General features: G+C 57.7%; 18 protein-coding genes. 9 read left to right on the plus strand and 9 right to left on the minus strand.

The genetic code is table 11. The features are described 5' to 3' along the window. Positions 1-3: 3 nt before the first annotated feature. Complete coding sequence (locus tag I2I05_RS15855; protein WP_196283238.1) at positions 4-2313, minus strand: efflux RND transporter permease subunit; 2310 nt, start codon at positions 2311-2313, stop codon at positions 4-6. Positions 2314-2478: 165 nt separating this feature from the next. On the opposite strand from I2I05_RS15855, the gene I2I05_RS15860 reads away from it, so the two are divergent. Beyond that, positions 2479-2718 carry a hypothetical protein gene (locus I2I05_RS15860; RefSeq protein ID WP_196283239.1) on the plus strand — a complete coding sequence of 80 codons (240 nt, stop codon included), beginning with the start codon at positions 2479-2481 and terminating at the stop codon, positions 2716-2718. A gap of 216 nt (positions 2719-2934) precedes the next feature. Here the strand turns inward: I2I05_RS15860 and I2I05_RS15865 are convergent, their stop codons facing one another. Next, the gene (locus I2I05_RS15865; RefSeq protein ID WP_196283240.1) at positions 2935-3636 is read right to left on the minus strand and encodes a hypothetical protein; all 702 of its coding nucleotides are present in this window, start codon (positions 3634-3636) and stop codon (positions 2935-2937) included. A 99-nt stretch (positions 3637-3735) separates the two neighbouring features. Between I2I05_RS15865 and I2I05_RS15870 the strand changes: the two genes are divergently transcribed. Both I2I05_RS15870 and I2I05_RS15875 read left to right on the plus strand, forming a co-directional pair. Next, positions 3736-4530, plus strand: a complete 795-nt coding sequence (locus tag I2I05_RS15870; protein WP_196283360.1) for a thymidylate synthase — start codon at positions 3736-3738, stop codon at positions 4528-4530. Between the two features lie 9 nt (positions 4531-4539). Further along, positions 4540-5034 (plus strand): energy transducer TonB, encoded by a 495-nt coding sequence (locus I2I05_RS15875; RefSeq protein ID WP_196283241.1) that lies wholly within the window; start codon positions 4540-4542, stop codon positions 5032-5034. Here the strand turns inward: I2I05_RS15875 and I2I05_RS15880 are convergent. Genes I2I05_RS15880 through I2I05_RS15890 form a run of 3 tightly spaced genes read right to left on the minus strand, consistent with a single transcriptional unit; the run spans position 5009 to position 7361 of the window. After that, positions 5009-5824, minus strand: coding sequence for an aminotransferase class IV (locus tag I2I05_RS15880; protein ID WP_196283242.1), 816 nt, complete (start codon positions 5822-5824; stop codon positions 5009-5011). The genes I2I05_RS15875 and I2I05_RS15880 overlap by 26 nt on opposite strands. Before the next feature lie 24 nt (positions 5825-5848). After that, positions 5849-6976, minus strand: a complete 1128-nt coding sequence (dprA, locus tag I2I05_RS15885; RefSeq protein WP_196283243.1) for a DNA-processing protein DprA — start codon at positions 6974-6976, stop codon at positions 5849-5851. Between the two features lie 19 nt (positions 6977-6995). Continuing rightward, positions 6996-7361 carry a MerR family transcriptional regulator gene (locus I2I05_RS15890; RefSeq protein ID WP_196283244.1) on the minus strand — a complete coding sequence of 122 codons (366 nt, stop codon included), beginning with the start codon at positions 7359-7361 and terminating at the stop codon, positions 6996-6998. Between the two features lie 290 nt (positions 7362-7651). Here I2I05_RS15890 and I2I05_RS15895 point away from each other — a divergent pair, with 290 nt between their 5' ends. The 5 genes from I2I05_RS15895 to I2I05_RS15915 all read left to right on the plus strand — a co-directional run bounded on the left by I2I05_RS15895 (position 7652) and on the right by I2I05_RS15915 (position 16232). After that, entirely contained in the window at positions 7652-9685 is a 2034-nt protein-coding gene (locus tag I2I05_RS15895) for an LTA synthase family protein (protein ID WP_196283245.1), read from the plus strand. A gap of 152 nt (positions 9686-9837) precedes the next feature. Next, positions 9838-12513, plus strand: coding sequence for an alanine--tRNA ligase (gene alaS / locus I2I05_RS15900; protein WP_196283246.1), 2676 nt, complete (start codon positions 9838-9840; stop codon positions 12511-12513). A 27-nt stretch (positions 12514-12540) separates the two neighbouring features. Next, complete coding sequence (locus I2I05_RS15905) at positions 12541-13308, plus strand: energy transducer TonB (protein WP_196283247.1); 768 nt, start codon at positions 12541-12543, stop codon at positions 13306-13308. 208 nt (positions 13309-13516) lie between these two features. Continuing rightward, complete coding sequence (gene gatB, locus I2I05_RS15910; protein ID WP_196283248.1) at positions 13517-14974, plus strand: Asp-tRNA(Asn)/Glu-tRNA(Gln) amidotransferase subunit GatB; 1458 nt, start codon at positions 13517-13519, stop codon at positions 14972-14974. Between the two features lie 142 nt (positions 14975-15116). Next, complete coding sequence (locus tag I2I05_RS15915; RefSeq protein ID WP_196283249.1) at positions 15117-16232, plus strand: TlpA disulfide reductase family protein; 1116 nt, start codon at positions 15117-15119, stop codon at positions 16230-16232. A gap of 159 nt (positions 16233-16391) precedes the next feature. Here I2I05_RS15915 and I2I05_RS15920 read toward each other — a convergent pair whose 3' ends face one another. From I2I05_RS15920 to I2I05_RS15935, 4 genes are all read right to left on the minus strand, one after another. Next, positions 16392-17174 carry a hypothetical protein gene (locus tag I2I05_RS15920; RefSeq protein ID WP_196283250.1) on the minus strand — a complete coding sequence of 261 codons (783 nt, stop codon included), beginning with the start codon at positions 17172-17174 and terminating at the stop codon, positions 16392-16394. A 65-nt stretch (positions 17175-17239) separates the two neighbouring features. Next, positions 17240-17758, minus strand: coding sequence for an acyl-CoA thioesterase (locus I2I05_RS15925; RefSeq protein WP_196283251.1), 519 nt, complete (start codon positions 17756-17758; stop codon positions 17240-17242). A gap of 172 nt (positions 17759-17930) precedes the next feature. After that, a complete protein-coding gene (locus I2I05_RS15930) occupies positions 17931-20117 on the minus strand; it encodes a M43 family zinc metalloprotease (RefSeq protein WP_196283252.1) in 2187 nt (728 codons plus the stop codon). Between the two features lie 292 nt (positions 20118-20409). Beyond that, positions 20410-21072 (minus strand): protein-L-isoaspartate(D-aspartate) O-methyltransferase, encoded by a 663-nt coding sequence (locus tag I2I05_RS15935; protein ID WP_196283253.1) that lies wholly within the window; start codon positions 21070-21072, stop codon positions 20410-20412. Positions 21073-21284: 212 nt separating this feature from the next. Between I2I05_RS15935 and I2I05_RS15940 the strand changes: the two genes are divergently transcribed. Beyond that, positions 21285-22706: a sugar transferase gene (locus tag I2I05_RS15940; RefSeq protein WP_230688366.1), complete on the plus strand. Its 1422-nt coding sequence runs from the start codon at positions 21285-21287 to the stop codon at positions 22704-22706. Positions 22707-22734 lie beyond the last annotated feature (28 nt).

The raw sequence follows: 22734 nt of genomic DNA on the forward strand, positions 1-22734 counted from the left end.
GCCCTAAATCCGGGGTTTAACTTCCATGTGTACTGGCTGTGGTAGAATGGCCTTGGGCCTCTTATAGAAATAAAGAATCAGCAGCGGCAGCAGCGTCAGCTCGGCCACCACGCCAAACAACAGCGTCAATCCGATGAGGAGGCCGACGTAGAACGTGCCGTCAAATTTTGAGAACAGCAGCGTGGAGAAACCGCCTACCAAAATGAGGGAAGTAGTGATTACCGCTTTGCCCGCCAGCAGATAGGTGCGGCGCACGGCCTTGAAAATGTCGGGCTCCTTGGCCAACGTAAGACGCAGCTTGGAAATGAAGTGGATGGTATCGTCGACGGCAATGCCAAAGGCGATGGTGAAGATGATGCTCGTGCTCACTTTCATGCTCACCCCTGCCAGGCCCATCACCCCGGCCACTATGACGATGGGTAGCAAGTTGGGGATGAGCACTACGATGGTCATGCGCAATGACTTGAACAAGGCCAGCACAATCAGCGTCACCATCAGTACGTCAATGGCCATGCCCTGAATCATGTTCAGGGTGAGGTTTTCGTTGTTCTTATCGATGAGGTTGGATGAACCCGTGAGGCGGGTCGTCAGCACGGTGGTATCCACGGTGGCGCGGAGGTGCTGGCGCAAGGCGTCGTTCAGCTTGCCCGCCTCTACGCTGCCTACATCGGCCATCCGCCCCGTGAGGCGGCCGGCCGAACCATCGGGCAGAGCCAGGGCGCTGAATTCGGCTTTTTTGCGGAAAAGCTTGAGCTTGCTGCGCAGGCGTTTCAACTCCACGGTATCAGCGGGGAGGCGATATTCGGCCAGTCCGCCGCCGTTAAGGGCCTTGCGCACCGACTTCACCAGCGTGACCGGGGAGGCGGCAAAGCGGAGGCCGTAAGTAGTTTCCAGATAGCTCTCGATTTTTTCGGTCTGCTGGAGCACGGCTAGGTCGTAGATGTCGCGGCCGAGCGCAGGTTTCAACTCCATCTCAAACGGCCGCACGCCGGCGAACTGGCGTTCGAAAAAAGCAAAATCCTGCCGCACGGGGTCGTCTTTCGACAAATCATCGAGCAGCGACGAATTGATGCGCACCCGCGTGGACAGGCCAATGGCTGTGGCCAGCACCAGCCCGCTGACCACAAAAATGAGCCGCCGCCGCAGCAGTACCGTGCGAAAAAGCCGGCCCAGGACGCCGTCCCAGCTGTGGCCCTGGCGGCGTGGCTCGCGGAGCTGGGGCTTGCCCAGCAACACCAGCATGGCCGGCAGCAACGTGAAGCTGAGAATGAACGCGAGGATGATGGCAACTCCGGTGAACAGCCCGAAATTGTGAATGGGCCGGATGGTGGAAGTCATCAGCGTGAAAAAGCCCAGACTGGTGGTCAGCGCCGACAATCCCGACCCAAACCCTGATTCCTTGATGGTGACCCACAGCGCCTCTTTCTTGCCGGCCCCGTAGCCCAGCTCGCTCACGTAGCGGCTGATGATGTGAATGGTGTCGGACATGCCCACCACAAACAGCATGAGCGGGAGCAGAGCCGTCATCAAATCGATGCTCACGCCAAAAGCCGACATCACGCCCAAGCCCCACAAAATGGCGCCCAGCACCACAATGAGCGGCAGCACCACGCCCCACCACGTCCGAAAAGTGAGCCACAGCAACCCCGTGACCAGCAGCACCGACAGCGACATAAACACCACCAATTCCCACTTCAACCTATCCACAAACACGGACTGCGCCACGAGCTTGCCCGCGAAATGCACCCGCTCATCGGGCAGGCCCAGCCGGGTAATGCCCCCGTGAAGCGCGGCAAACAGAGAATCGCCGGGAGGCTTTTCCAGGTCCGGGGTGATTTGCAGGACCAGCGTAACCGCCCGGGCATCGGGGCTGAATACGTTGCCCACTAAGCCGGGCGTGCGATAAATCAGGGTGGAATCGGCGGCGCGGCGGGCAGGCTCGGTGGGGTGCAAGTAGGGAATGCTGAAAAGGCCGAAGCCTTCAACCACTGGGTTGGCCAGGGTGGTGGGCGAAGTCACGCTCAGCACGTAGCGCTGGCGCCGCGCCAGCTGCGTGAGGGAATCGACTTGCGCGAGAAAAGCGGGGTCGAAAACCGTTTTTCCGGCGGGGGCTTCCAGGCCCAGCAACACGTAGTCGTTGTCGTTGCCGAAACGTTGGGTGTAGCCCTGGTAGTAGTCCAGGTCGGGGTCGCCGGCCGGGTAGAAGTCGTTGAAATTGTAATTGAACCGCAATTGAGCGGTAGAATACACGCTCAGGGCCGTGAGCAGGCCCAGCAGAACGAGGGTGAGGTGGGCGAGGCGGCGGATGGGCATCGGGCAGGCCGTACGGCAGGGCAGAAGCCTTGAGCGCGGCATCGGAAATAATAGGGGAGGTAAAGGTCGGGGCCAGTACTAAAACCAGCGGCCCCGGGCTGTATATTAGAGCCATCAAACCCTCGTTTTTCACCTTTTGTTTCCTCACCCCACCGCCACTTGCTCATGAAAAAGACCCTATTCGCCCTCGCCCTGCTGGCTTTCACCGGCTCCACTGCCTTCGCCCACGAAGGCGACGAGAAAGGCGCTAAAAAAGGCAAAAAGAAAGCCGTTTGCACCACCGAAGCCAAAGCCAGCTGCAGCAAGGACATGGCCGCCTCAATGCCCAGCTGCTGCATGAAAAAAGGCACCAAAACTGCCGCCGTAAAACCAGTCGAGAAAGCGCCAGCTACGGTGAAGCTGTAGTAGCTATAGCCTCGGGTGCTGCTTAAAAACGCAAAAAGCCGCTTCGGAAACGAGGCGGCTTTTTGCGTTTTAATAATGTTTGAGATTGTGACTTTGAGTCATGCTGAGCTTGTCGAAGCATCTCTACCGCTTCGTTTGGAGCTTTCTCAACGAAGCGGTAGAGATGCTTCGACAAGCTCAGCATGACGTTATGGAATAGGGTTTGCCCGCTGCTAATCACTTATAAGCTAAAAGTGCATCAGAAGTTAACTCGCGTACTTCAATGCCTGAATGGTAACTAAATAATTCACTTAAATGATGATTGATTTCTGTCTGATTCACTGAACTCGGGTCACGTCGCGATTGACGATAGTACTGGCTGCTCATTGCTGATACGATTTCGCCTATAGTAGTATATCGTATGGTATTCCCTAGCCAACTGCCAATCATCAGCCCCATGATGGCTGCTACAAAGCCGAGTGCACATATTGTGGCGCCTCTTGAGCCAATTATTAATCCAGCGACTGGAATGCCTACAACCGACAGCAGCACCATAATGGCAAAAAAGCTTTCAACGGCTTCAGGCATTTTCAAGATATTCAACTCCATGCCAAGCACCTGTTGGATGGCATTCACCGCCCGGCGCCGCTGGAACCATTGTGCGGGAAGTGCGTCCTCCAGCAATGAAGTAGGGCCAATGGTAGCCGGCACCCCGTGGGCTTGCAAGGCTAAGCGCAGTTTGTAGAAAGCCTGCTGTGTGGTGCAGGTGGAAACAGACGCCAGATTGAGCTTAGACCGCACAGTACTACACAAATCACCGTACGTGCTAACCTCCTCAAAATCATTTTGCTCGAACTGAATGCCAAACGACTTTTCGATGGCTGGAATAATGTCTGAACCAAAAACCTCGGCATCAATACCAAGACTCGGTGCGCTCATAACCATATCATTGAAAGCTTAAATGAGGTACTAATGTAGCCGGAAACTGAGAGGAACCTTGCCCGTGAGTATTTTTGGGAACATTTGCTGTACCAACTCATGCGCCAGTACCAAGCCCTTCTCCGTCAAATTCTTGAAACCGGCACCGTGAAATCCGACCGAACCGGCACGGGCACTTTGTCCCTGTTCGGTCCGCAAATGCGGTTCAATCTGGCCGAGGGTTTCCCGCTGGTGACCACCAAAAAAGTCCACCTTAAGAGCATCATTCACGAGCTGCTGTGGTTTTTGAAGGGTGACACGAACATTGCCTTCCTCAAGGAACACGGCGTAAAAATATGGGACGAGTGGGCCGATGCCAACGGGGAGCTAGGGCCCGTGTATGGCCACCAGTGGCGTTCCTGGCCCGATGGCCACGGCGGCCACATCGACCAAATCAGCACGATTATCCAGCAGCTCAAGACTCAGCCCGATTCGCGCCGCATCCTCGTTTCGGCCTGGAACGTGGCCGAATTGCCCGAAATGAAGCTGCAGCCCTGCCATGCTCTGTTCCAGTTCTACGTTGCCGATGGCAAGCTGTCGTGCCAACTCTACCAGCGCTCCGCAGACTTCTTTCTGGGGGTGCCCTTCAACATTGCTTCCTACGCGCTGCTCACCCTGATGGTGGCTCAGGTTACGGGCTTGCAGCCCGGCGAATTTATCTGGACGGGCGGTGATACCCATTTGTATAGCAACCACTTGGAGCAAGCCAAGCTGCAATTGGAACGTGAGCCACGCCCGCTGCCCCAGATGCGCATAAACCCTGAGGTGAATGATATTTTCGGCTTTCAGTACGAGGACTTCCAACTGGAGAATTACGAGCCTTGGCCCGCAATAAAAGCGCCGGTGGCGGTGTAAATTACCACTATGAGAACGGCGCTGCTACTGGCTGGAGTGTTCTTTTTGCAGCTTAGAGCTCAGGCGCAAGGCTATTCTGCGCCTGGTATGCCTTTGCATTTACAGCGCCGCGTACCGCCTTCAGCAGCAAAGCCACAAGTAGCCACTGTCGCTTCATCGATTTTGCCACGTTTCTGGCAACAAATTGACACTGCTCAGCGCCGGGAAGCTCAGCAGTTATACCATTTCACAAACCGCCAACTCAAATATCCAAGCAATTCGTTGCGAGCAGGAATAGATGGAAAATTGCATGTGCACCTCACTGTGGCGGCCGACGGAAGCGTGAGCCGGGCGACAATTATCCGTCGCGAGCTAAAGGCTGAAGGCGGAGATGCCGTTTACGCGGAAAAAGGTTACGCCGACTTGGATGCCGAAGCCTTACGGGTGTCGCACTCCCTACGCTTCAAGCCCAGCAACGTAGCCGTTGATACCGTTACCATTACTTATCGTTTCTTAATGCAGTAAGAAGTGGATTTGGCTTGTGAAACGTTGTGTTCTCAACCTGTTTCAATGGCCTAATAGCCGCTACATTAGCCGTGAAAACCGCATCCGCTGCAAGTAATTTATCTTGGGTAAACAGGCCTTCTTGGCATTCTGTGCCTTTTTGATAGGCCGCACGCATTACCTGCCCCCGGCGCACCCCAGCCACGCAGCCGCTATCAAGCGAAGGCGTAAACAGCACGTCGTCCTTTATCCAAAAAATGGCCGCGGCTCCGGCTTCGGCCACGTGGCCGGCCGCATCGCATAGGATGATTTCATCTAACTCGCGCTGCTGCCGCTCGTGGGCGGCGCGCACGTAGAGCCACGCCTGCGGGCCCTTGCAAAAGCTCAGTGGGGAGTAAATGGAATAGGTTTCCAACGCGAAGGCAGCATGGGAAACGGCTGAATCATCGGCACCAAAAGGCTCGGCGGTCGCCAACCACCCGCAAGTAGTCGTGAGGGGCGTGTAGCGGCCGCCGCCCGCCCGCCAAAGCTGCAGGCGCAGCCGGGCCGCGGGCTGATTATTGGCCCGAGTCAGTTCCGTGAGGGTCTGCTCCAAAGCACCTGCCGTAGCCAAGGCGGCTGGCAACGTCAAGTATAGGGCAGCGGCGGCCCGTTGCATTCGGGCATGATGGTCAGCGGCAAAACGGAGGCGGTTGTCGACAAAAACAAGGGTTTCGAAGAACCCATCGCCGAAAGCCAGGCCCCGGTTGGGCAGCAGTAGGCCGCAAGCTTGGCTTGGCAACTGTTCGCCGTTGTACAAGACTAGGTTCATTGCGGCTCAAATAACATTCGGGGACTAAATCAAGCCAAACTTTTTGCCCGGCAATGCCCGCACCACACCCCGAAACTCCAGGCTCAACAGGAGCGACGCCACGGCGTGAATGGCCAGTTGTGCCTTCCAGGCCAGCTCATCCATTTGCATTTCTCTGCCCGTAGCAGCTGCCAGAACGGTAATCAGCGCAAATTCCTCAACCGTAAAATCATCGGCCGAGTAAGTGGGAACGGGCTTGAACTTGCCCGATTGGTGCAGCGCCGCATCCCAGTTCAGCAACTGCTCCAAGTCGAGCGGCTCCGCATAAAGCGCGGCCTTGTTGCTTTTGATAAGCGCATTGCAGCCTTCGGAGGCGGTTGAGCCCAGGTTGCCGGGCACGGCCAGCACGTCGCGGTCGTAGCTAAGGGCCAGCTCGGCGGTGATGAGGGCTCCGCCTTTGATGGCCGCTTCCACTACCACAGTGCCATCCGAAAGGCCCGCGATGATGCGGTTGCGGGACGGGAAATTGTAGCGGTCGGGCGGGGTGCCGAAGGCAAATTCGGTGAGCAGGCCGCCTTGCTCGCGCATTTTCTCGGCCGTTTTGCGGTGCACGGCGGGGTAGATGATGTCGAGGCCGGTGGCCATTACACCCACGGTCTCCAGCCCTTCCTGCAGGGCCGCGCGGTGGGCCATGATATCGATGCCGTAGGCTAGGCCGCTCACCACCAGCGGCTGGTGGGGCACGAGGCCTTTCACAATACGCTCCGTTTGCTCCCGGCCGTACTCGGTGGCTTTGCGGGTGCCCACCAGCGCCACGGTTTTGGGCGCATTTAGGTCAGCTGTGCCCTGGTAATACAGAATGGCGGGCGCATCCGGAATCAACTTAAGGCGACTGGGAAAGCGCTTGTTGGTATAGAAAAGAATTTCGACGTTCTCCTTTTCGGCTTTTCGCATGTCCGCTTCGGCTTTGCGAAACGCTTTTTCGCGCTCGGCGCCGGTCAGAATTTTAATGGTGGCGTCGCCCACGCCGGGAATACGGCGCAACCGGCCTGCCGGCATTGTGAGCACCGCTTTGGCCGAGCCGCCATAGCTCATCAGCTGCCGCGTGAGCTGCGGGCCGATGCCGGGCAGGAGAGTGAGGGCAAGTTCGTGGTAGAGGGAGTCGTCGTTCATCAGAAACCAGGGCACAGGGTTAGGCCTCCGGCTCGGCTTTGCCCGCGGCTTCCACTTCCTTGCGCAGCATCAGCAGGAACGAGCGGACTTTTTCCAGGCTTTGGACCACGTCAATCTTCTCTTTCAACTGCGGGCCCTTTTGCTTGAGCATGTCGCGGGCGCCGGGAATGGTGTAGCCGCGCTCCTTCACCAAGTGGTAGATGGTGCGGAAAACCTCGATGTCCTGCGGGGTGTAGAGGCGGTTGCCTTTCTTGCTGCGGCGGGGGCGCAGCTCGTCAAATTCCGTCTCCCAGAAGCGCACCAATGACTCGGCCACCTTAAACTGGGCGGCCACCTCGCCGATGGTGAAGTATTGTTTTTCGATGCTGCGCTCTTTGTAGGGCATTATGACGGGCTATAGGGCGGGGATTTCGCTGCAATGGTTGCGGAACTACGTCGTTCAGGCGCAGCAAAAGATGTAATGGGCCACTGAGCTGCTGCGATAAGTAATAATAATCGCATAATAACAATCGCAAGCTAAGGCTTAGGGCACAAAATGCGAAATGTTAGTGACGTCCAAAGTTTTCCCAGAAGCCAGTAATTGAAAGATTTTGTGTTTATCAACTTGTAATTTTCAATTAATAAATGTAAATTTTATTGACTCTCCGTATTGGGTATCACTTGAAACAGGCTGCTATGAAAAACATCTTTGCTTTCTGGCTTCGGTATCAACTCTTCTGGCTGCTTTTTTTTAGTCTTTCGCGGGCGGTATTCCTGCTTTACCACGTCGGCCGTACCGACTCAATAGGGGCTGAGCTATTGGGCCGGGCATTCTTGCAGGGGCTGCGGCTGGATGTGGCAGCGGCAGCGGGGCTTGCGCTACTGCCCACGTTGCTGTTGGGAGGGGAGGCTCTGGTTCCAAACCGCTTTGTGCGTCCCTTACTCACGATTTATACAGCCTTGCTATTGCTGCTTATCAGCTTGCTTTCGGTGGCCGATTTGGAGTTGTATAGTGCGTGGGAGTACCGCATCGACAGTACATTTCTCAAGTACGTAACCACCCCTAACCTCATGCTGGCCTCGGCGAAATCTACGCCACTGCTGCTTTTGAGTGGCTTACTGGTGTTGTGGGTGCTAGGACCACTGCTGGCCTACCGCTGGCTGTTGCATCCGTTGGCAGCCCGGTCCGACGCGCTAACCCTAACCGCTGCTGACCTTCCCCGGGTGCTAGCCGTGCTGGGCCTGGCCGCCGCCGCCGCTGCATTGCTAGTGGCCGGCATGGCCTCTGTGTTATATTCGAGCGTGTTCAAGCTGGCGGCATTTCTAGCCGTCTTGGGCGGGCTCGTGTTCCTGTCAACTTACTGGCAGCTTCGTTCGCCGCTAGGGCTGCGGACCTTGGGCGTCAGCTTCCTGCTGGCGGCCGTGCTGCTGCCGCTCCTGCGGGGCAGCTTTGCAATACACGGTTCATTACGACAGAGCAGTGCCTATTTCTGTAACGTGCCCTTTGCCAACCATCTGGCCCTGAACGTGGGGTGGAATTTTGTCGAATCCTGGGGCCGAAAATCATATGCGCGCCAGAATCCTTACCGATTCTTTAAGCCCGATTCTGCCCTTCGGCAGGTGCGGAGCCTGTATCAGCCGGCGGCCGCAGTAGCACGGCCACAACTTTTGCGAACTCCCCGGCCTAATATTCTTCTTATCGTCTGGGAAAGCCTTACGGCCAAAGCCGTGGAACCCTTGGGGGGTGTGCCGGGTGTTACGCCCCGCTTTGCAGCCCTGTGCCGGGAAGGTATCCTCTTCGACCACCTGTACGCCAGCGGCGACCGGAGTGATAAGGGCATGGTAGCCCTGCTTAGCGGGTTTCCGGCGCAGCCCACCACTTCTATTATGGATATTCCGAGCAAAAGCCGCCAACTGCCCGTGCTCTGCCAGGACATGGAGCAGGCTGGCTATAGCACTAAATTTTACTTGGGCAGCAACTTGAACTTTTACAACATGCGTTCCTATGTGTCATCATTTCAGGAAGTGGTGGATGAAAACATGTTCAGCCGCCGCGACCAGAACTCTGAGTGGGGTGTGCACGACCACGTAGTGCTCAACTATGTGCTGCAAGACATCAACCGTCGGTCCCGGGAAAGTTCGGTGCCCTTCTTTCACGCCGTGTTTACCACCAGCAGCCACGAGCCCTTTGAGGTGCCGATGCCCGCCATATTTGCGGGGGCGGATGATGACAGCCGCTTTAAGAATTCCCTGTATTACACCGATAAAAGTTTGGGCGACTTTATTACTCAGGCGAAAATCCAGCCCTGGTGGGATAATACACTTGTCGTTATCCTGTCCGACCATGGCGAGCTATTGTTGCCCTACCAGAATCAGGTGCAGAACTACCACATTCCCATGCTCTGGCTTGGGGGAGCTTTAGCCCGGCGCGACACGGTAGTCCACACCGTGTGCTCCCAGGTAGACGTGGCCGCTACGGTGCTTAATCAACTAAATCTGCCTACGCATGCCTATCCCTGGAGCAATGATATTTTTCGGTCCAAGGTGTCCCAATTTGCCTATTTCGCCTCCAGTAGCGACGGATTTGGCTTCGTTATGCCCGACCGTCAGTTTGTGTTTGACAACCACCAGCGTCGGGTAATCTGGCAGCAGGGAGCGGTGGAGGCAGCCGATGTAGCCCGCGCGCAGGCCTACGAGCAGATGTCGGTGCAGGAGTACTTAGACAAGTAATCCAGGCGGTGGGTGCAGGGCATTGGTTACTTCAGGGGAAGCAGGCTAACTTTGCCTGAAGCGCTTTGGGGCGCTACTAACTGTCATTTTATGGGCAGTTGTATTCTACAGAACCCTCTTGATTTGCCTGGCCGCAGCCTAGCGTACCCCCTATGTCACTTCCCACCGCCAGCCACGTCCGCCAGCAATTCCTCGATTTTTTCGCCAGCAAAGGCCACCACATTGTGCCTTCGGCCCCGATTGTGGTGAAAGACGACCCCACGCTGCTGTTTATCAACAGCGGAATGGCCCCGTTTAAGGACTATTTCCTTGGCAACAAGCCCGCGCCCTATAAGCGCATCGCCGACACCCAGAAATGCCTGCGCGTGAGCGGCAAGCACAATGACCTGGAGGAAGTGGGTTACGACACCTACCACCACACCATGTTCGAGATGCTTGGGAACTGGTCGTTTGGTGATTATTTCAAGAAAGACGCCATTGCTTGGGCCTGGGAGCTGCTCACCGAAGTGTATAAGCTCGACAAAGACCGGCTCTACGTGACGTATTTCGAAGGCGACCAAGGCGACAACCTGAGCGCCGATTCCGAGACGCAAGACCTGTGGCGCCAGTACACCACCGACGACCGGATTTTGCCCGGCAACAAGAAGGACAACTTCTGGGAAATGGGCGACACCGGTCCCTGCGGCCCGTGCACTGAAATTCACATCGACTTACGCTCCGAAGAGGAGCGGGCCGCCAAATCCGGCCGCGAGTTGGTGAACGCCGACCACCCGCAAGTGGTAGAAGTGTGGAACAACGTATTCATGGAATTCCAGCGCCTGGCCGACAAAAGCCTCGTGAAGCTGCCCGCTCAGCACGTAGACACTGGTATGGGTTTCGAGCGCCTGATGATGGCCGTGTCGGGTGTGAAGTCGAACTACGACACCGACGTGTTTCAGCCTCTCATCCAGTTTATTGCCCAGGAAGTGGGAGTGGAGTACCACGGCACAGCCCCGGCCAAGGTGACCGACCAGCCCACCACCGAAAACGAGAAGACGGACATCGCCATCCGCGTCATCGCCGACCACATTCGGACTATTGCTTTCACCATTGCCGACGGCCAACTGCCTAGCAACGTGAAAGCCGGCTACGTCATCCGCCGCATTCTGCGCCGGGCTGTGCGCTACGCGTTTTCGTCGCTCAATCAAAAGCAGCCCTTCCTATTCAAGTTGGTTCCGGTGCTGGCCGACCAGATGCGCAACATCTTCCCCGAGCTGAAGGCGCAAACTGCTTTCGTGCAGCGCGTGATTGAGGAAGAGGAAATTGCCTTCCTGAAAACGCTGGAAACCGGCCTGCGCCGCCTCGATGCCCTCGAAGACACCGCCCGCGCCAACGGCAACCGCATCGACGGCAAAACGGCGTTTGAACTGTCCGATACCTTCGGCTTTCCGCTGGACCTGACGGCCCTTATTGCCCGCGAAAAAGGCCTGACCGTGGACGAGGAGGGCTTCCAAAAGGAGCTGGCGCAACAGAAAAACCGCAGCCGCAATGCCCAGGAAACCGAGCAGAGCGACTGGACCATTGTGGCCGACACCGACGAGCAGCCCGCATTTATAGGTTATGACCTCGACGAGGCCCCGGCGCGCATTTTGCGCTACCGCAAAACCACCGCCAAGGGCAAAACCGAGTATCAAGTGGTGCTCGACCAAACTACCTTCTACGCCGAAAGCGGCGGGCAAATCGGCGATACGGGCTACCTGGAATCGCCGCTGTCCAAGGTGCGCGTGATTGATACCAAGCGCGAAAACGACCTGATTGTGCACACGTTGCTGCACTTGCCGGAAGACTTGAATGCCGATTTCCTGGCCATTCCGGACGTGGCGCGCCGCAGCCAGATTCGCCAAAACCACTCGGCTACTCACTTGGTGCAGGCCGCCCTGCGTGAAGTGCTGGGCAGCCACGTGCAGCAAAAAGGCTCGTTGGTGAACGAGAAACTTCTACGTTTCGACTTCTCGCACTTCACCAAAGTAACGGACGACCAGCTGCGCGAAATTGAGCGCATCGTGAACGAGAAGATTCGCCAGCAAATCCCGCTCGACGAGCGCCGCAACGTGCCCATTGCCGAAGCGAAAACCCTCGGTGCCATGGCCCTCTTTGGCGAAAAATACGGCGAATTCGTGCGTGTCATCACCTTCGATAAAGACTTCTCGGTGGAGCTGTGCGGAGGCTTGCACGTGCCAAATACGGGCAGCATCGGCTACCTGAAAATCACGACCGAAAGCGCCGTAGGCGCCGGTGTGCGCCGCATTGAGGCCGTGACCGGCGCCGGGGCCGAAGCCTACGTTGACCATCAGCTTGACCTGCTGGCCCAAGTGCGCGAAACGCTCGGCAACCCCCAGCACCTCATCACCAGCATCGAAAAGCAGAGCGAAGAAATTGCGGCCCTGCGCAAGCAGCTGGAGCAGTTTGAGCAGCAAAGCCTCAACCAGCAGAAGGACCAGCTGGTGTTGCAAGTGAAGGCTGTGAATGGCGTGAATTTCCTGGCCGCGCAAGTGCAAGCCAGCAGCGCCGAGGGCCTGAAGAAACTAGCTTACGACCTCCGCCAGGTAGTGCCCAACCTCGTGGCCGTGCTCGGGGCCGAAATCGACGGTAAGCCCCAGTTGGCGGTGATGCTCGACGACGAAATTGCCCGGGCCGGCAAGCTCAACGCCACCACGCTGGTGCGCGAGCTGGCCAAGGAAATCCAGGGCGGCGGCGGCGGGCAGCCGTTCTTCGCCACGGCCGGCGGCAAGAACGTGGCCGGGCTGGCGGCGGCCATTGCCAAGGCAGAAGGGCTAATCGGTCAGTAAAAGCATCGTCGCGTGGGACGCATATTGATGAAAAAGCTAGTGCTGTTTTTGGGATTGCTGGGTAGCTTCGGGGCAACCAGCGCTTTGGGGCAACAAATAAATCCGCCGGCAAAAACAGAATTCTTGGATTCTGCCTACGTGGTGCTGCCGTCGGCAGCGGGCGCCCGCTATCGCCGCGAAATCGCACCCACCGATAGCGTTGGCGCGGTAGTCAGGTTCTACGCCATGCCGGGCAAACTCGTTAGCGTGCGGTCGTTTGAGCATTTCCGCAAGGGAATCCTGGATGGTGTATCCGAGCGATGGCACGACAACGGTCAGATACAATTTCACGAAGAATTCATGCACGGAAAACGGTCAGGAGTACTCCGGACGTACTATTCCAACGGCCAATTGAAGCGCCGCGAAACGTATGATGCCAAGGGTAGTGATTTTGCGTCAACCGGCGAGTGCTTCGGGGAAGACGGCCAACCCGTTCCGTTTTTTCAGTTCGAGCAGATGCCCATTTATTCAGTCGGTGACGGCGGCAGCAAAGTCGTGGTTTACGCCATTCAACGGGCGGTAAAGTATCCGCGTGATGCTCTCAAAGCTGGAAAATCGGGCAAGGTAATCGTCTCATTTAACGTCACCGACGAGGGAAAGGTGGCCGATATCAAGGTGGTGCAAGGCGTTTACCCGTCGCTTGATGCCGCAGTGGTGCAGGCCGTTCAGCAGCTAAAACCATTTAAGCCGGGCCACCAGGATGGCAAGCCGGTGGCCGTTGCCTACACTCTGCCCATAACGTTTGCCATTCAGTAAGCATTGAAATAAGCATTGAAACAGTGCAACGCAAATTTTGCAGGGCAACGCCACGCCCGGCAGGGCACGTTACGAGTTTTCGTGCCCAGTTGGGGTTTCTCCTTTCAGTATTCAAGCTTGCTAAACCAGACCAAGGGCCGCGTGGTCGGCTTCGGCCTACGCGTTACCTTTAGGGGCAAATAGCCACTATTACCCCGCGTTTTTTGATATGGACGAAGCCACCCTTGCCAAATACCAGCCCGTTATCGGCCTCGAAGTACACGCTCAGTTGCTCACGCACAGCAAAATGTATTCGGCCGACGAAAACGAATACGGCGTGGCGCCGAATACCAACCTTTCGGTAATTACCCTCGGCCACCCCGGCACGCTGCCCAAGGTTAACCGCACGGCCGTGGAGTTTGCCATGAAAATGGGCTTGGCCACCAACTGCACCATTCGGCGCGACAACCTGTTTGCGCGCAAAAACTACTTTTATCCCGACCTGCCCAAGGGCTACCAAATTACGCAGGATAAAACCCCGATTTGCCACGACGGCCACGTTGACGTGCGCTTGGCCGACGGCTCGGTGAAGAAAATCGGCGTCACGCGCATTCACATGGAGGAAGACGCGGGCAAGAGCATGCACTTGGCCGGCGAAACCGAAACCCTCGTGGACCTGAACCGCGCCGGCGTGCCGCTGATTGAGATTGTGAGCGAGCCGGACATCCGCACCGGCGAGGAGGCTTACAACTACCTCATCGAAATAAAGAAGCTGGTGGAGTACCTCGGCATCTGCGACGGCAACATGGAAGAAGGTTCGCTGCGCTGCGACGCCAACATTTCGGTGATGCTGCAAGGCGCCGAGAAGTTCGGGATGAAGGTGGAAGTGAAGAACATGAACTCCTTCCGCAACGTGCAGCGCGCCATTGCCTACGAAATCGAGCGGCAGATTGCCATCATCGAAGCCGGTGGGGAGGTGGACAGCGAAACCCGCGGCTTCGACGCGGCCAGCGGCACCACCAACGGCCAGCGCAGCAAAGAAACCCTGAACGACTACCGCTATTTCCCGGAGCCGGACTTGCCCCCGCTCATCATTTCCGATGAGTGGCTGCACCGCGTGGCCGCCGAACTGCCGGCCCTGCCGCAGCAGCTGTATTCGCGCTTCACAGGCGAGCTGGGCCTGAGCGACTACGACGCCTCGGTGCTGGTGGACCAGAAGGAAGTGGCCTTGTTCTTTGATGAGCTGTCGCGCCTCACGCCCAACGCCAAAGCCGCCGCCAACTGGGTGATGGGCCCCGTGAAATCCTACCTCAACGAGCGGGCCCTGACCATGGCCGATTTTCCGCTCGATACCGCCCAACTGGCCGGTATCATTGAGCTGATTGATGCGGGCAAGCTCAATTATTCGGTGGCATCTAAACAGCTCTTTCCGCATTTGCTCGACCATCCCTCGGCCAACGCCACCGGCGCGGCCGAAAGCCTGGGCCTGCTCACGCAAGCCGACAACGGCGAACTGGCCACGCTGGTGCAGCAAGTGCTAGCCGCCAACCCCGCCAAAGTAGAGGAGTACCGGGCCGGCAAAAAGTCGCTCACGGGCATGTTCATGGGCGAGCTCATGAAGCTCACCGGCGGCAAAGCCGACCCGAAGCTGGCTAACCAGCTGCTGCGTACGGCGCTGGACGGGTAGGTTGTCGAACTGCCGCGCATTGCACTCAGTTTAGTTGTGCGCATACCAGGGCTTGGTGACTCAAGCCCTGGAACAATAAACTTTCCCCCGTGCGTTGGCCATTTATATGCACAAGCATCAGCGTATGTTACATCCTTCCACTATGATTAAATCTGTTTTTCTGGCCGCCACGGTGCTGACCCTGGCCAATGCTTGCCAAAACGCCGATGCCGCCGATGGCTACGAAGTGTCGGGCCAGCTAAAGAACGCGCCGGCCGGTACCGTCATCCGGCTCTCCGAATTGGTGTCGAACCAGTTTGTAGAAAAAGGCCAGACCAAAACCGACGCCTCGGGTAAATTTACCCTCAAAGGAACCAGCCCAACGGCGGGCATTTTCCAGCTGAAGGTGGACGACGCCAACCAGGTGCTGTTGATGCTGGACAACAAAACCAAGGTGCAACTCAGTGGCGATGCCAAAAGCCTGCCCGTGACCTACACCGTGAAGGGCAGCAAGGATGCCGAAGTGCTCCGGCAGCTCACGCAAGTGATGCAGGGCTCCAAAACCGAGATGGAAAGCCTGGGCCAACGCTACAACGCGGCTGGCCAGGCGGGCAAAGCCGACGAAATGAAGGCCATCGAACAGCAGTTCTATACCATTCAGGGCCGCAACAACAACAAGATTAAAACCTTGATTCGGCAGAACGCCACGACGGTGGTAGGCGGTTTCGCGGTCGGCGCCTTCCTCAATCCGGACGAAGAATTTCAGTTCGCTGATTCCATTGCATCCGTTCAGCGCAAGGCCAATCCCAATTCTCCTTTCACCAAGGAGCTAACGGCGCGATTAGAGCCTATGCGGGCGACGGCCACCGGCGCCATGGCCCCGGAAATCAACCTAGCAAAGCCAACGGGGGGCAACATGGCCCTTAGCAGCCTGCGCGGGAAGTACGTGTTGCTGGATTTCTGGGCCAGCTGGTGCGGCCCCTGCCGCCAGGAAAATCCCAACGTGGTAAAGGCCTATAATCAGTTTAAGGACAAGGGTTTTACCATTTATTCAGTGTCGCTGGACCAAGACAAAGGCAAATGGGAAAAAGCCATTCAGACCGACGGTTTGACCTGGCACCACGTTTCGGACCTGGCCGGCTGGAATAGCGTAGGTGGAGCAGCCTACGGCGTAAAATCCATCCCGCAATCTTACCTGATTGACCCACAAGGCAAGATTATCGCCAAAAACCTGCGCGGCGAAGCCCTCGCCGCCAAGCTGGCCGAGGTGCTCAAGTAATTGCTTTTAAACAACAAAAAAGGCCCGTCTGCATGCAGACGGGCCTTTTTTGTTGTTCAGAATTAAATTATAAAGCAGCATGCCTGGCTGCAAACGCTCCATAGAATTGCCCAAGCGGCTTTCTGTTCTATGGGAGGGCCGCTGCTGCTGTTGGTCAACTTAGCCCAGAAACATGCGCTGCAAGCCGGGCCAGAGACGCTTCTTCAGGCTAACGTCGTATTCGACCAAATCAACGGTGGCGGAGGACAGGTAGGAGAGGTTCAGGCTGGGGAAAAGGACCGGTTCGTATATCTGCGTGTTGCGGATGGTGGTATCCAGCAGGTTTTTGCCGAAGGCAACGATGTGCGTGGCAGCTAGCTCCCGGCGCAGGTTCACAAGCGCGACGGGCAGGTCCGATTCCACGTTGACGAGGACAACATCGGCCATTACCAGGCCCAGCGCCTGGAGCATCTTATTCAAAAAAACGTTGCGGTGCAGCTTAAGAAATTGCTCCTGCGGCAACCGGAACAAGAAAATCACGCCTGCTGCATTGCTGCCCAGCGTGGTAAACGGGGTAAGCATTACCGGTGGTACTGCGGGCACCGCGGGCGGCTCTGTGGCCGGAGGCACCATTGGCCGCAGGGGCGCCGCGATAGGGGCTACTGCAACTGGCAAGGCCGGCTGCTCGACGGAAGGAGTTGCAGCCGGATAGGCTGGTTCGGGCATCGTTTGGGGGTGGACGTAGCTGCTGGCGAGCCGTTCGAGGCCTGCCGAGGGGTTGCTATAGCCTCTGGAAGGCAGCTGCACTTCACGCACCGGCTTTACCACCGCTTTCTGGGGCGGGTCGGGTACTTTGGCGGGTAGTGGGGCTTCGGGTGCGGGCGCCGGGGCTGGCTCCGACGGCACATAGAGGGTCACGTCGGTGTAGAAGTTTTGCAGGAAGGCAAGCTTTTCAGCAGACATGAGGAAGTGAATTTAAATTGACAGATGAGCCTGATTTGATTGGTAGTTGCAATTAGCAGACGCGACTAGTCCAGGGCAAAAAGGGCTTTTAGCTCCTGGGCTTCGTCGGGTTTCATGCGGCCGGCCAGCACGAGGCGGAGCTGCCGGCGGCGCAAAGCGCCGTCGTAAAGGCGTATTTCTTCCTCGGACTCCGGAATGGCTTCGGGCACGTCGATGGGCCGGCCGGCCTGGTCCACAGCCACGAAAGTCAGAAAGGCTTCGTTGGTTTTTACTTTGGTGCCGCTGGGAATGTCCTCGGCCCACACGTCGATGTGGACTTCCATGCTGGAACTGAAGGCGCGCGTGACTTGGGCCTGGAGCGTGACCACGTTGCCCAGCCGGATGCTGTCGCGAAAAGAAACGTTGTCGACCGAGGCCGTCACGACGATGCGATTGGAGTGCTTTTGGGCGGAAATGGCGGCGGCGATGTCCATCAGGTGCATCATGCGGCCACCCATCAGGTTATTCAGCGTGTTGGTGTCGTTGGGCAGCACCAATTCCGTCATGATGACAAAGGAATCGGCCACGTTTTTTTGCTTGCGCATCAGCAAAGGGAGCTATAACGGGTGATGAAGAGCACTGCTGCCAAAAATGTAAGCCCGGCAGCAGCGCCGCAAAGGTACAGCCCGCCATCAGCCCGTACCACGCGCACGCAAAAGCCCCAGCCAGCAACCGGGGCTTTTATAATCTTAGAACAGTTTGTTTGCCTCAGGACGATTATTCCACTGTGAGCTTGCTGGTGAATAGTTCGCCGTCGAGAGAAATACGCACGACGTAAATACCTGCCCGTAGCGAGCGGCCGGTGGCGAGCAATGGCAGCGTTTGGAGGCCGGCGCCGTAGATTTTGGCGGGGAGGGTGAGCACGTCGCGGCCCAGCACATCGGTCAGCCGGAGCTGCACTTGGGTAGGGGCCGTCAGGTTGAGGTGAACGGCCGTTTCGTGGGTGAGCGGATTGGGGTAAACGCTGATGCCGCGGTTGGCTAGGGCGTCGGCTTTGGTACCCAGCGGGCCAGAAATGCGCAGGTCATCCAGGAAAAAGTTGTTGGCTTGCGTGGTTCCGTTCACCATTTGAAGGCGAATTTTGAACAAGCCATTACCCTGAAACTGCGCCGGAACCGGCACGCTCAGGGTTTGCCAATCCGTGGGGGTAGCGGGCTGGAAACCGTCAATGGGCGTGAGGCCTTTCGTGCTCAGCTCTGCCGCGCTATACACAACCGGACTGGACCAACTCGCCCCGCAGTCGCTGCTAAACGAAATGCGGAGCTGGTCACTAGTGCTGGCGGTTCGCAATGCATAGGCGCGGGCAAAGCTGAAAACGGCCGGAGTGGGCACGGCGTTGAGGTTGATATTGGGCGTTATGAGGGTGGTTACTGCCTCGGTTGGATACTGCCGGTTGTTTACCACCAGGTACGCATCGCCGGTGGCAGCGGGCAGGCCTGCCTGCCGCACCCACCGGTAATTAGAGGGCACCCCGGTGGCCGTAAGGCCCGATAATTCGTAGTTGCGCAGCGAGGGTGCCGGGAATATGTTTGGGAAGCCGGGGTTCTCAAACGACTCCGTGAAAGGGGCCATTTCGCCGCCAGTTGGTCCTTCCACCCGAATCAGATTGGTTGCGGTGCTGGTGCTGCTGCCCGCGCTGTTGGTCACCGTTTCGGTTACGGTATAAAAGCCCGCCGTGGGGTAGCTCACCGAGACGGTTTGGCCGGTGGCTGTGGCCGGGTTCCCGCCCGGGAAGGACCACGTGTAAGTAAGCGGCCCGCCGCTGGCCGTCACATTCGACGAGTAGTCACGCAAAGTCACCGGGGTATTAACGCACACCGTGGTTCGGGCGCCGGGCGCGGTGCCAAAGGCCGCAATAGGGGCACAATTGGGGGCCGCGTAGCCGTCGTTTGTGCCCGTGGCTACCAGATTGGCGGCGGTGGTGAGGCCCGTGCGATACGTATTAAGTGCGGTGCGCATCAGCGTGCGCTGGCCCTGGGTAAACATGGTCGGACAAGACGCGTAGTCCATGAAATTCTGCACGTTGGCCACGGTGCCGCAAGGGGCGTAGTTCAAATCACATTCGTAGGTGCCGTTGGTGGGCGGGGTATCCGCTACAAAGTCGGTGTCGTTGCAATTGCCGGCAATTTCGGGGTTGTTGCCGCTGCCCCAGGTGTGCCGTAACCCAAAATAATGACCAATTTCGTGGGTAGCCACCCGGCTCAGGGCGCGCGATGGATTGCTGGTGCCCAGGTTGCCAAAATAGTCGCCCCGAACAACAAAGCCGTCCCGGGTGGCGGAGGAATTTTGCGGCAGATTGGAGTAGCCCACAATGCCGTAGTTGCCCGTTGGGGTGCCAATGCTGTTAACCACCCAAATGTTGAGGTAGCGGGCGCGGTCCCAAATGGCCACGGCCTGCACGGCGCCGTTCTGGTTGTCGTTCACCAGAGTGGGGGCGTAGTGCCGGGTGATGCCGGTAGTGCAGTTACCGTTCGGGTCCTTTTTGGCCAGCCGAAACCGAAACCCAACCGATGCCGCAATGGGCTGGAAAAGGGGCAGGGTGCTCACCGTGTCAGGATTGAGCTTTTGATAATCGGTATTTAGGGCCTCCAGGGCACTGAATATTTGCTCGTCGCTGATGTTATCGGCCCCGCCGGCATGAATGACGTGCACCACCACGGGAATGGTTACGTCCGGGGCCACGGCCATGCCACGCTGCTGAAACAGCAGCTGGTTCTCCACGCTTTGGTAAAATGCGTCGGCGGCGGCTCGGGCGCCGGGGTTTTCGGCGAAGTAGCGCTCTTGCTCGGCGGTGGCCCCGCACCAGTTTCGGCCGCGGCCTTGAGCCAGTGTTTGGGCGCTGGCGTTCCAGCTACAGCAAGCAAAGGTGACAAGCAGCACCGAGGGTAAAAGATTTTTCAGCATGAGCACTAAAGAAAATAGTCGGACCCAAGAAAAAACCACGGCCCCGGCAAACGACGGAAAGGCTCGTAGCCAAAGTTATCGATGATTGCCGCAGCTTTGCTCGCTGCAACTGCCTTTATTTCCGGTGTCGGGAAAGCGAGTTGGATACCGAACGCGCGACTAAGGCACGCGGTTCAATCCACTTAATTGCATTAATAAACCGCCCAGAAATCAGCTTTGGTTAACGCGAAAAATCCCCCTGGGAAGGGCAGTGGGAGAACAATTTCTTCCCGCGCGACTCCTCGCGGCGCGGCTATTGTTGCCAGCCGCTGGCCCCCAGCAGGGGTACAAAGCGGAATTCTTCAAATTCCTCGCGGACGAAGGACTCGGCCCCCTCACGGGTGACCCGCACCATGCGCTGGGTTTGGTTATCGCCCACGGGGATAACCAGGCGGCCGCCCACGCGCAGCTGGCGCAACAGGGCCGGCGGCAACGACGGAGCCCCGGCCGTCACCAGAATCGCATCGAAAGGCGCGCGCTCCGGCAGGCCCAGGGAGCCATCGCCGCAGTGCAGCCGGGCGCCGCTGGCACCCAAGTGAGCCAGCAGTTGCCGGGTGCGCGCAAAAAGCACTTCGTTGAACTCAATGCTATCGACGTGGGGCGTGAGGCGCAGCAGCACCGCGCACTGGTAGCCCGAGCCCGTGCCCACTTCCAGAACGTGGTCGGTGGGTTGGAGCTTAAGCAGCTGGGTTTGGTACGCTACCGTGAAGGGCTGCGAAATGGTCTGGCCTTCGCCAATGGGGAAGGCTTTGTCTTGATAGGCGTGGGCCTCAAACGCCGGCTCAAAAAACAGGTGCCGCGGCACGGCCGCAATGGCCGCAAGCACCCGCTCATCGTGGATGCCACGCTGGCGCAGTTCGCGGACCAGCGCCCGGCGCTGGCCTTGGTGGCGGTAAGTATCGGCAGAGGAAGTCACAGGAAGAAGCTTGGTCAGGAGCAGAACAGCGGCCGGGGTACCGGGGCTGTGCTCCTGGGTAAAAAAGAAATCAACAGATTGGAAACGGGGCGGGCCACCTTTTGTAACAACCCGGATGCGGTGAAGTGATAATTACACACTGCCCGTGGCCCTACCTTTGCCCGGCGCGTTTTCCACCCATTGGCCGCTAAAATACTACCCGACCCGATACTTTGCTGCTGATTCGCCGCTTCCAATACTTTAAGCTCGTGGCTGCCGATTTTGGGGCAGCGCTCCTGGCTTGGATGTGCTTTTTCCTGTTGCGCAAGTACTTGCTCAACGAACTGACGGGCTACCACTTCAACGAGGGCGCCCTGTTCGACCTGACGGCTTCGGCCCTGGCCATTGCCATTTTTTGGACTGTTCTGTACATTCTCATCGGCGAATACCGCGACATCTACCGCAAGTCGCGGCTGTCCGAGATTATCCGCCTGGCCCGGGTTTCGCTGCTGGGCGCCGTCGTTATCTTCTTCGCGCTGCTGCTCGATGACGAAGGAGTCGTGAATTACCGGCTGTACTACAAAACCATAACGGCGTATTTTCTGCTGCATTTTTTCATTTCTGCCGTTTTCCGCACGGTGACCGTGAGTAGCATCCAACGCCAGATTCGCAAGGGGCGCATATACTTCCCTACGCTGCTGGTGGGCTCCAACGCACTGGCTATGAGTACGTTTTACGAACTGTCGCGAACCAGTCGGCACCTGGGCTTGCGGCTCGTCGGCTTCACGCCCGTGGCCGATACCGTAGACCCGGACCTGGCGCTGGCGCTGCCCACGCCAGGTGCGTACCACCAGTTGCCGGAGTTGGTGCAAGCCCACCAGATTGAGCAGATTGTCATTGCCATTGAGCCCAGCGAGCATCGGCTCATTCAGGATATTTTGGCTCTGCTGGAGGGGACGCGGGCCCGCGTAAGCATCCTGCCCGACCTGTACCAGATGCTGCTGGGGTCGGTGAAAGTGACCCACATGTTTGGCACGCCACTCATTGAAATCAAACAGGATTTGTTGCCCGTGTGGCAGGTGGTGCTCAAGCGACTTATCGATGTGGTGGGCTCCGTGCTGTTCTTGGTACTAGCTTGCTGGGTGTATGCCTTCACGGCCCTAATGGTGAAGTTGTCGTCGCCCGGCCCGGTGTTTTACCGGCAGGAACGGATTGGCAAAAACGGGAAGCCGTTCAACATCATCAAGTTCCGGTCGATGGTGATGGATGCCGAGAAAACCGGCCCGGCCCTGAGCTCCGACTACGACCCCCGCATCACCAACTGGGGCCGCTTCATGCGCCGGGTGCGCCTCGACGAACTGCCCCAGTTCTGGAACGTGCTCAAAGGCGACATGAGCATTGTGGGACCGCGGCCGGAGCGGCAGTTTTTCATCGAGCAGATTGTGCAAATTGCGCCCCACTACCGGCACCTGCACCGCGTGCGCCCCGGTCTCACGTCGCTGGGCCAGGTGAAGTACGGCTATGCCGAAACCGTGGCGCAAATGGTGGAGCGGCTCAAATTTGATATCCTCTATATTGAGAACATGAGTTTGGCCATGGATTTCCGCGTATTGCTTTACACGCTGAAGATTATTATGGAGGGGCGCGGGAAGTAAATCGGGGTGTTAAACTCCGGCCGCAACT

It is taken from the genome of Hymenobacter jeongseonensis (genome assembly GCF_015694725.1).
In the GTDB taxonomy this organism is placed as follows: domain Bacteria; phylum Bacteroidota; class Bacteroidia; order Cytophagales; family Hymenobacteraceae; genus Hymenobacter; species Hymenobacter jeongseonensis.

Bases quoted from the DNA above. Each gene is read 5' to 3' on its own strand.
- I2I05_RS15860 (WP_196283239.1), top strand. From the start codon at position 2,479: ATGAAAAAGACCCTATTCGCCCTCGCCCTGCTGGCTTTCACCGGCTCC.
- gatB (WP_196283248.1), top strand. From the start codon at position 13,517: ATGGACGAAGCCACCCTTGCCAAATACCAGCCCGTTATCGGCCTCGAA.
- I2I05_RS15920 (WP_196283250.1), bottom strand. From the start codon at position 17,174: ATGTCTGCTGAAAAGCTTGCCTTCCTGCAAAACTTCTACACCGACGTG.
- dprA (WP_196283243.1), bottom strand. From the start codon at position 6,976: ATGAACGACGACTCCCTCTACCACGAACTTGCCCTCACTCTCCTGCCC.
- I2I05_RS15915 (WP_196283249.1), top strand. From the start codon at position 15,117: ATGATTAAATCTGTTTTTCTGGCCGCCACGGTGCTGACCCTGGCCAAT.
- I2I05_RS15865 (WP_196283240.1), bottom strand. From the start codon at position 3,636: ATGAGCGCACCGAGTCTTGGTATTGATGCCGAGGTTTTTGGTTCAGAC.
- I2I05_RS15925 (WP_196283251.1), bottom strand. From the start codon at position 17,758: ATGCGCAAGCAAAAAAACGTGGCCGATTCCTTTGTCATCATGACGGAA.
- I2I05_RS15855 (WP_196283238.1), bottom strand. From the start codon at position 2,313: ATGCCCATCCGCCGCCTCGCCCACCTCACCCTCGTTCTGCTGGGCCTG.
- I2I05_RS15880 (WP_196283242.1), bottom strand. From the start codon at position 5,824: ATGAACCTAGTCTTGTACAACGGCGAACAGTTGCCAAGCCAAGCTTGC.
- I2I05_RS15905 (WP_196283247.1), top strand. From the start codon at position 12,541: ATGAAAAAGCTAGTGCTGTTTTTGGGATTGCTGGGTAGCTTCGGGGCA.
- I2I05_RS15890 (WP_196283244.1), bottom strand. From the start codon at position 7,361: ATGCCCTACAAAGAGCGCAGCATCGAAAAACAATACTTCACCATCGGC.
- I2I05_RS15895 (WP_196283245.1), top strand. From the start codon at position 7,652: ATGAAAAACATCTTTGCTTTCTGGCTTCGGTATCAACTCTTCTGGCTG.
- I2I05_RS15930 (WP_196283252.1), bottom strand. From the start codon at position 20,117: ATGCTGAAAAATCTTTTACCCTCGGTGCTGCTTGTCACCTTTGCTTGC.
- alaS (WP_196283246.1), top strand. From the start codon at position 9,838: ATGTCACTTCCCACCGCCAGCCACGTCCGCCAGCAATTCCTCGATTTT.
- I2I05_RS15870 (WP_196283360.1), top strand. From the start codon at position 3,736: ATGCGCCAGTACCAAGCCCTTCTCCGTCAAATTCTTGAAACCGGCACC.
- I2I05_RS15875 (WP_196283241.1), top strand. From the start codon at position 4,540: ATGAGAACGGCGCTGCTACTGGCTGGAGTGTTCTTTTTGCAGCTTAGA.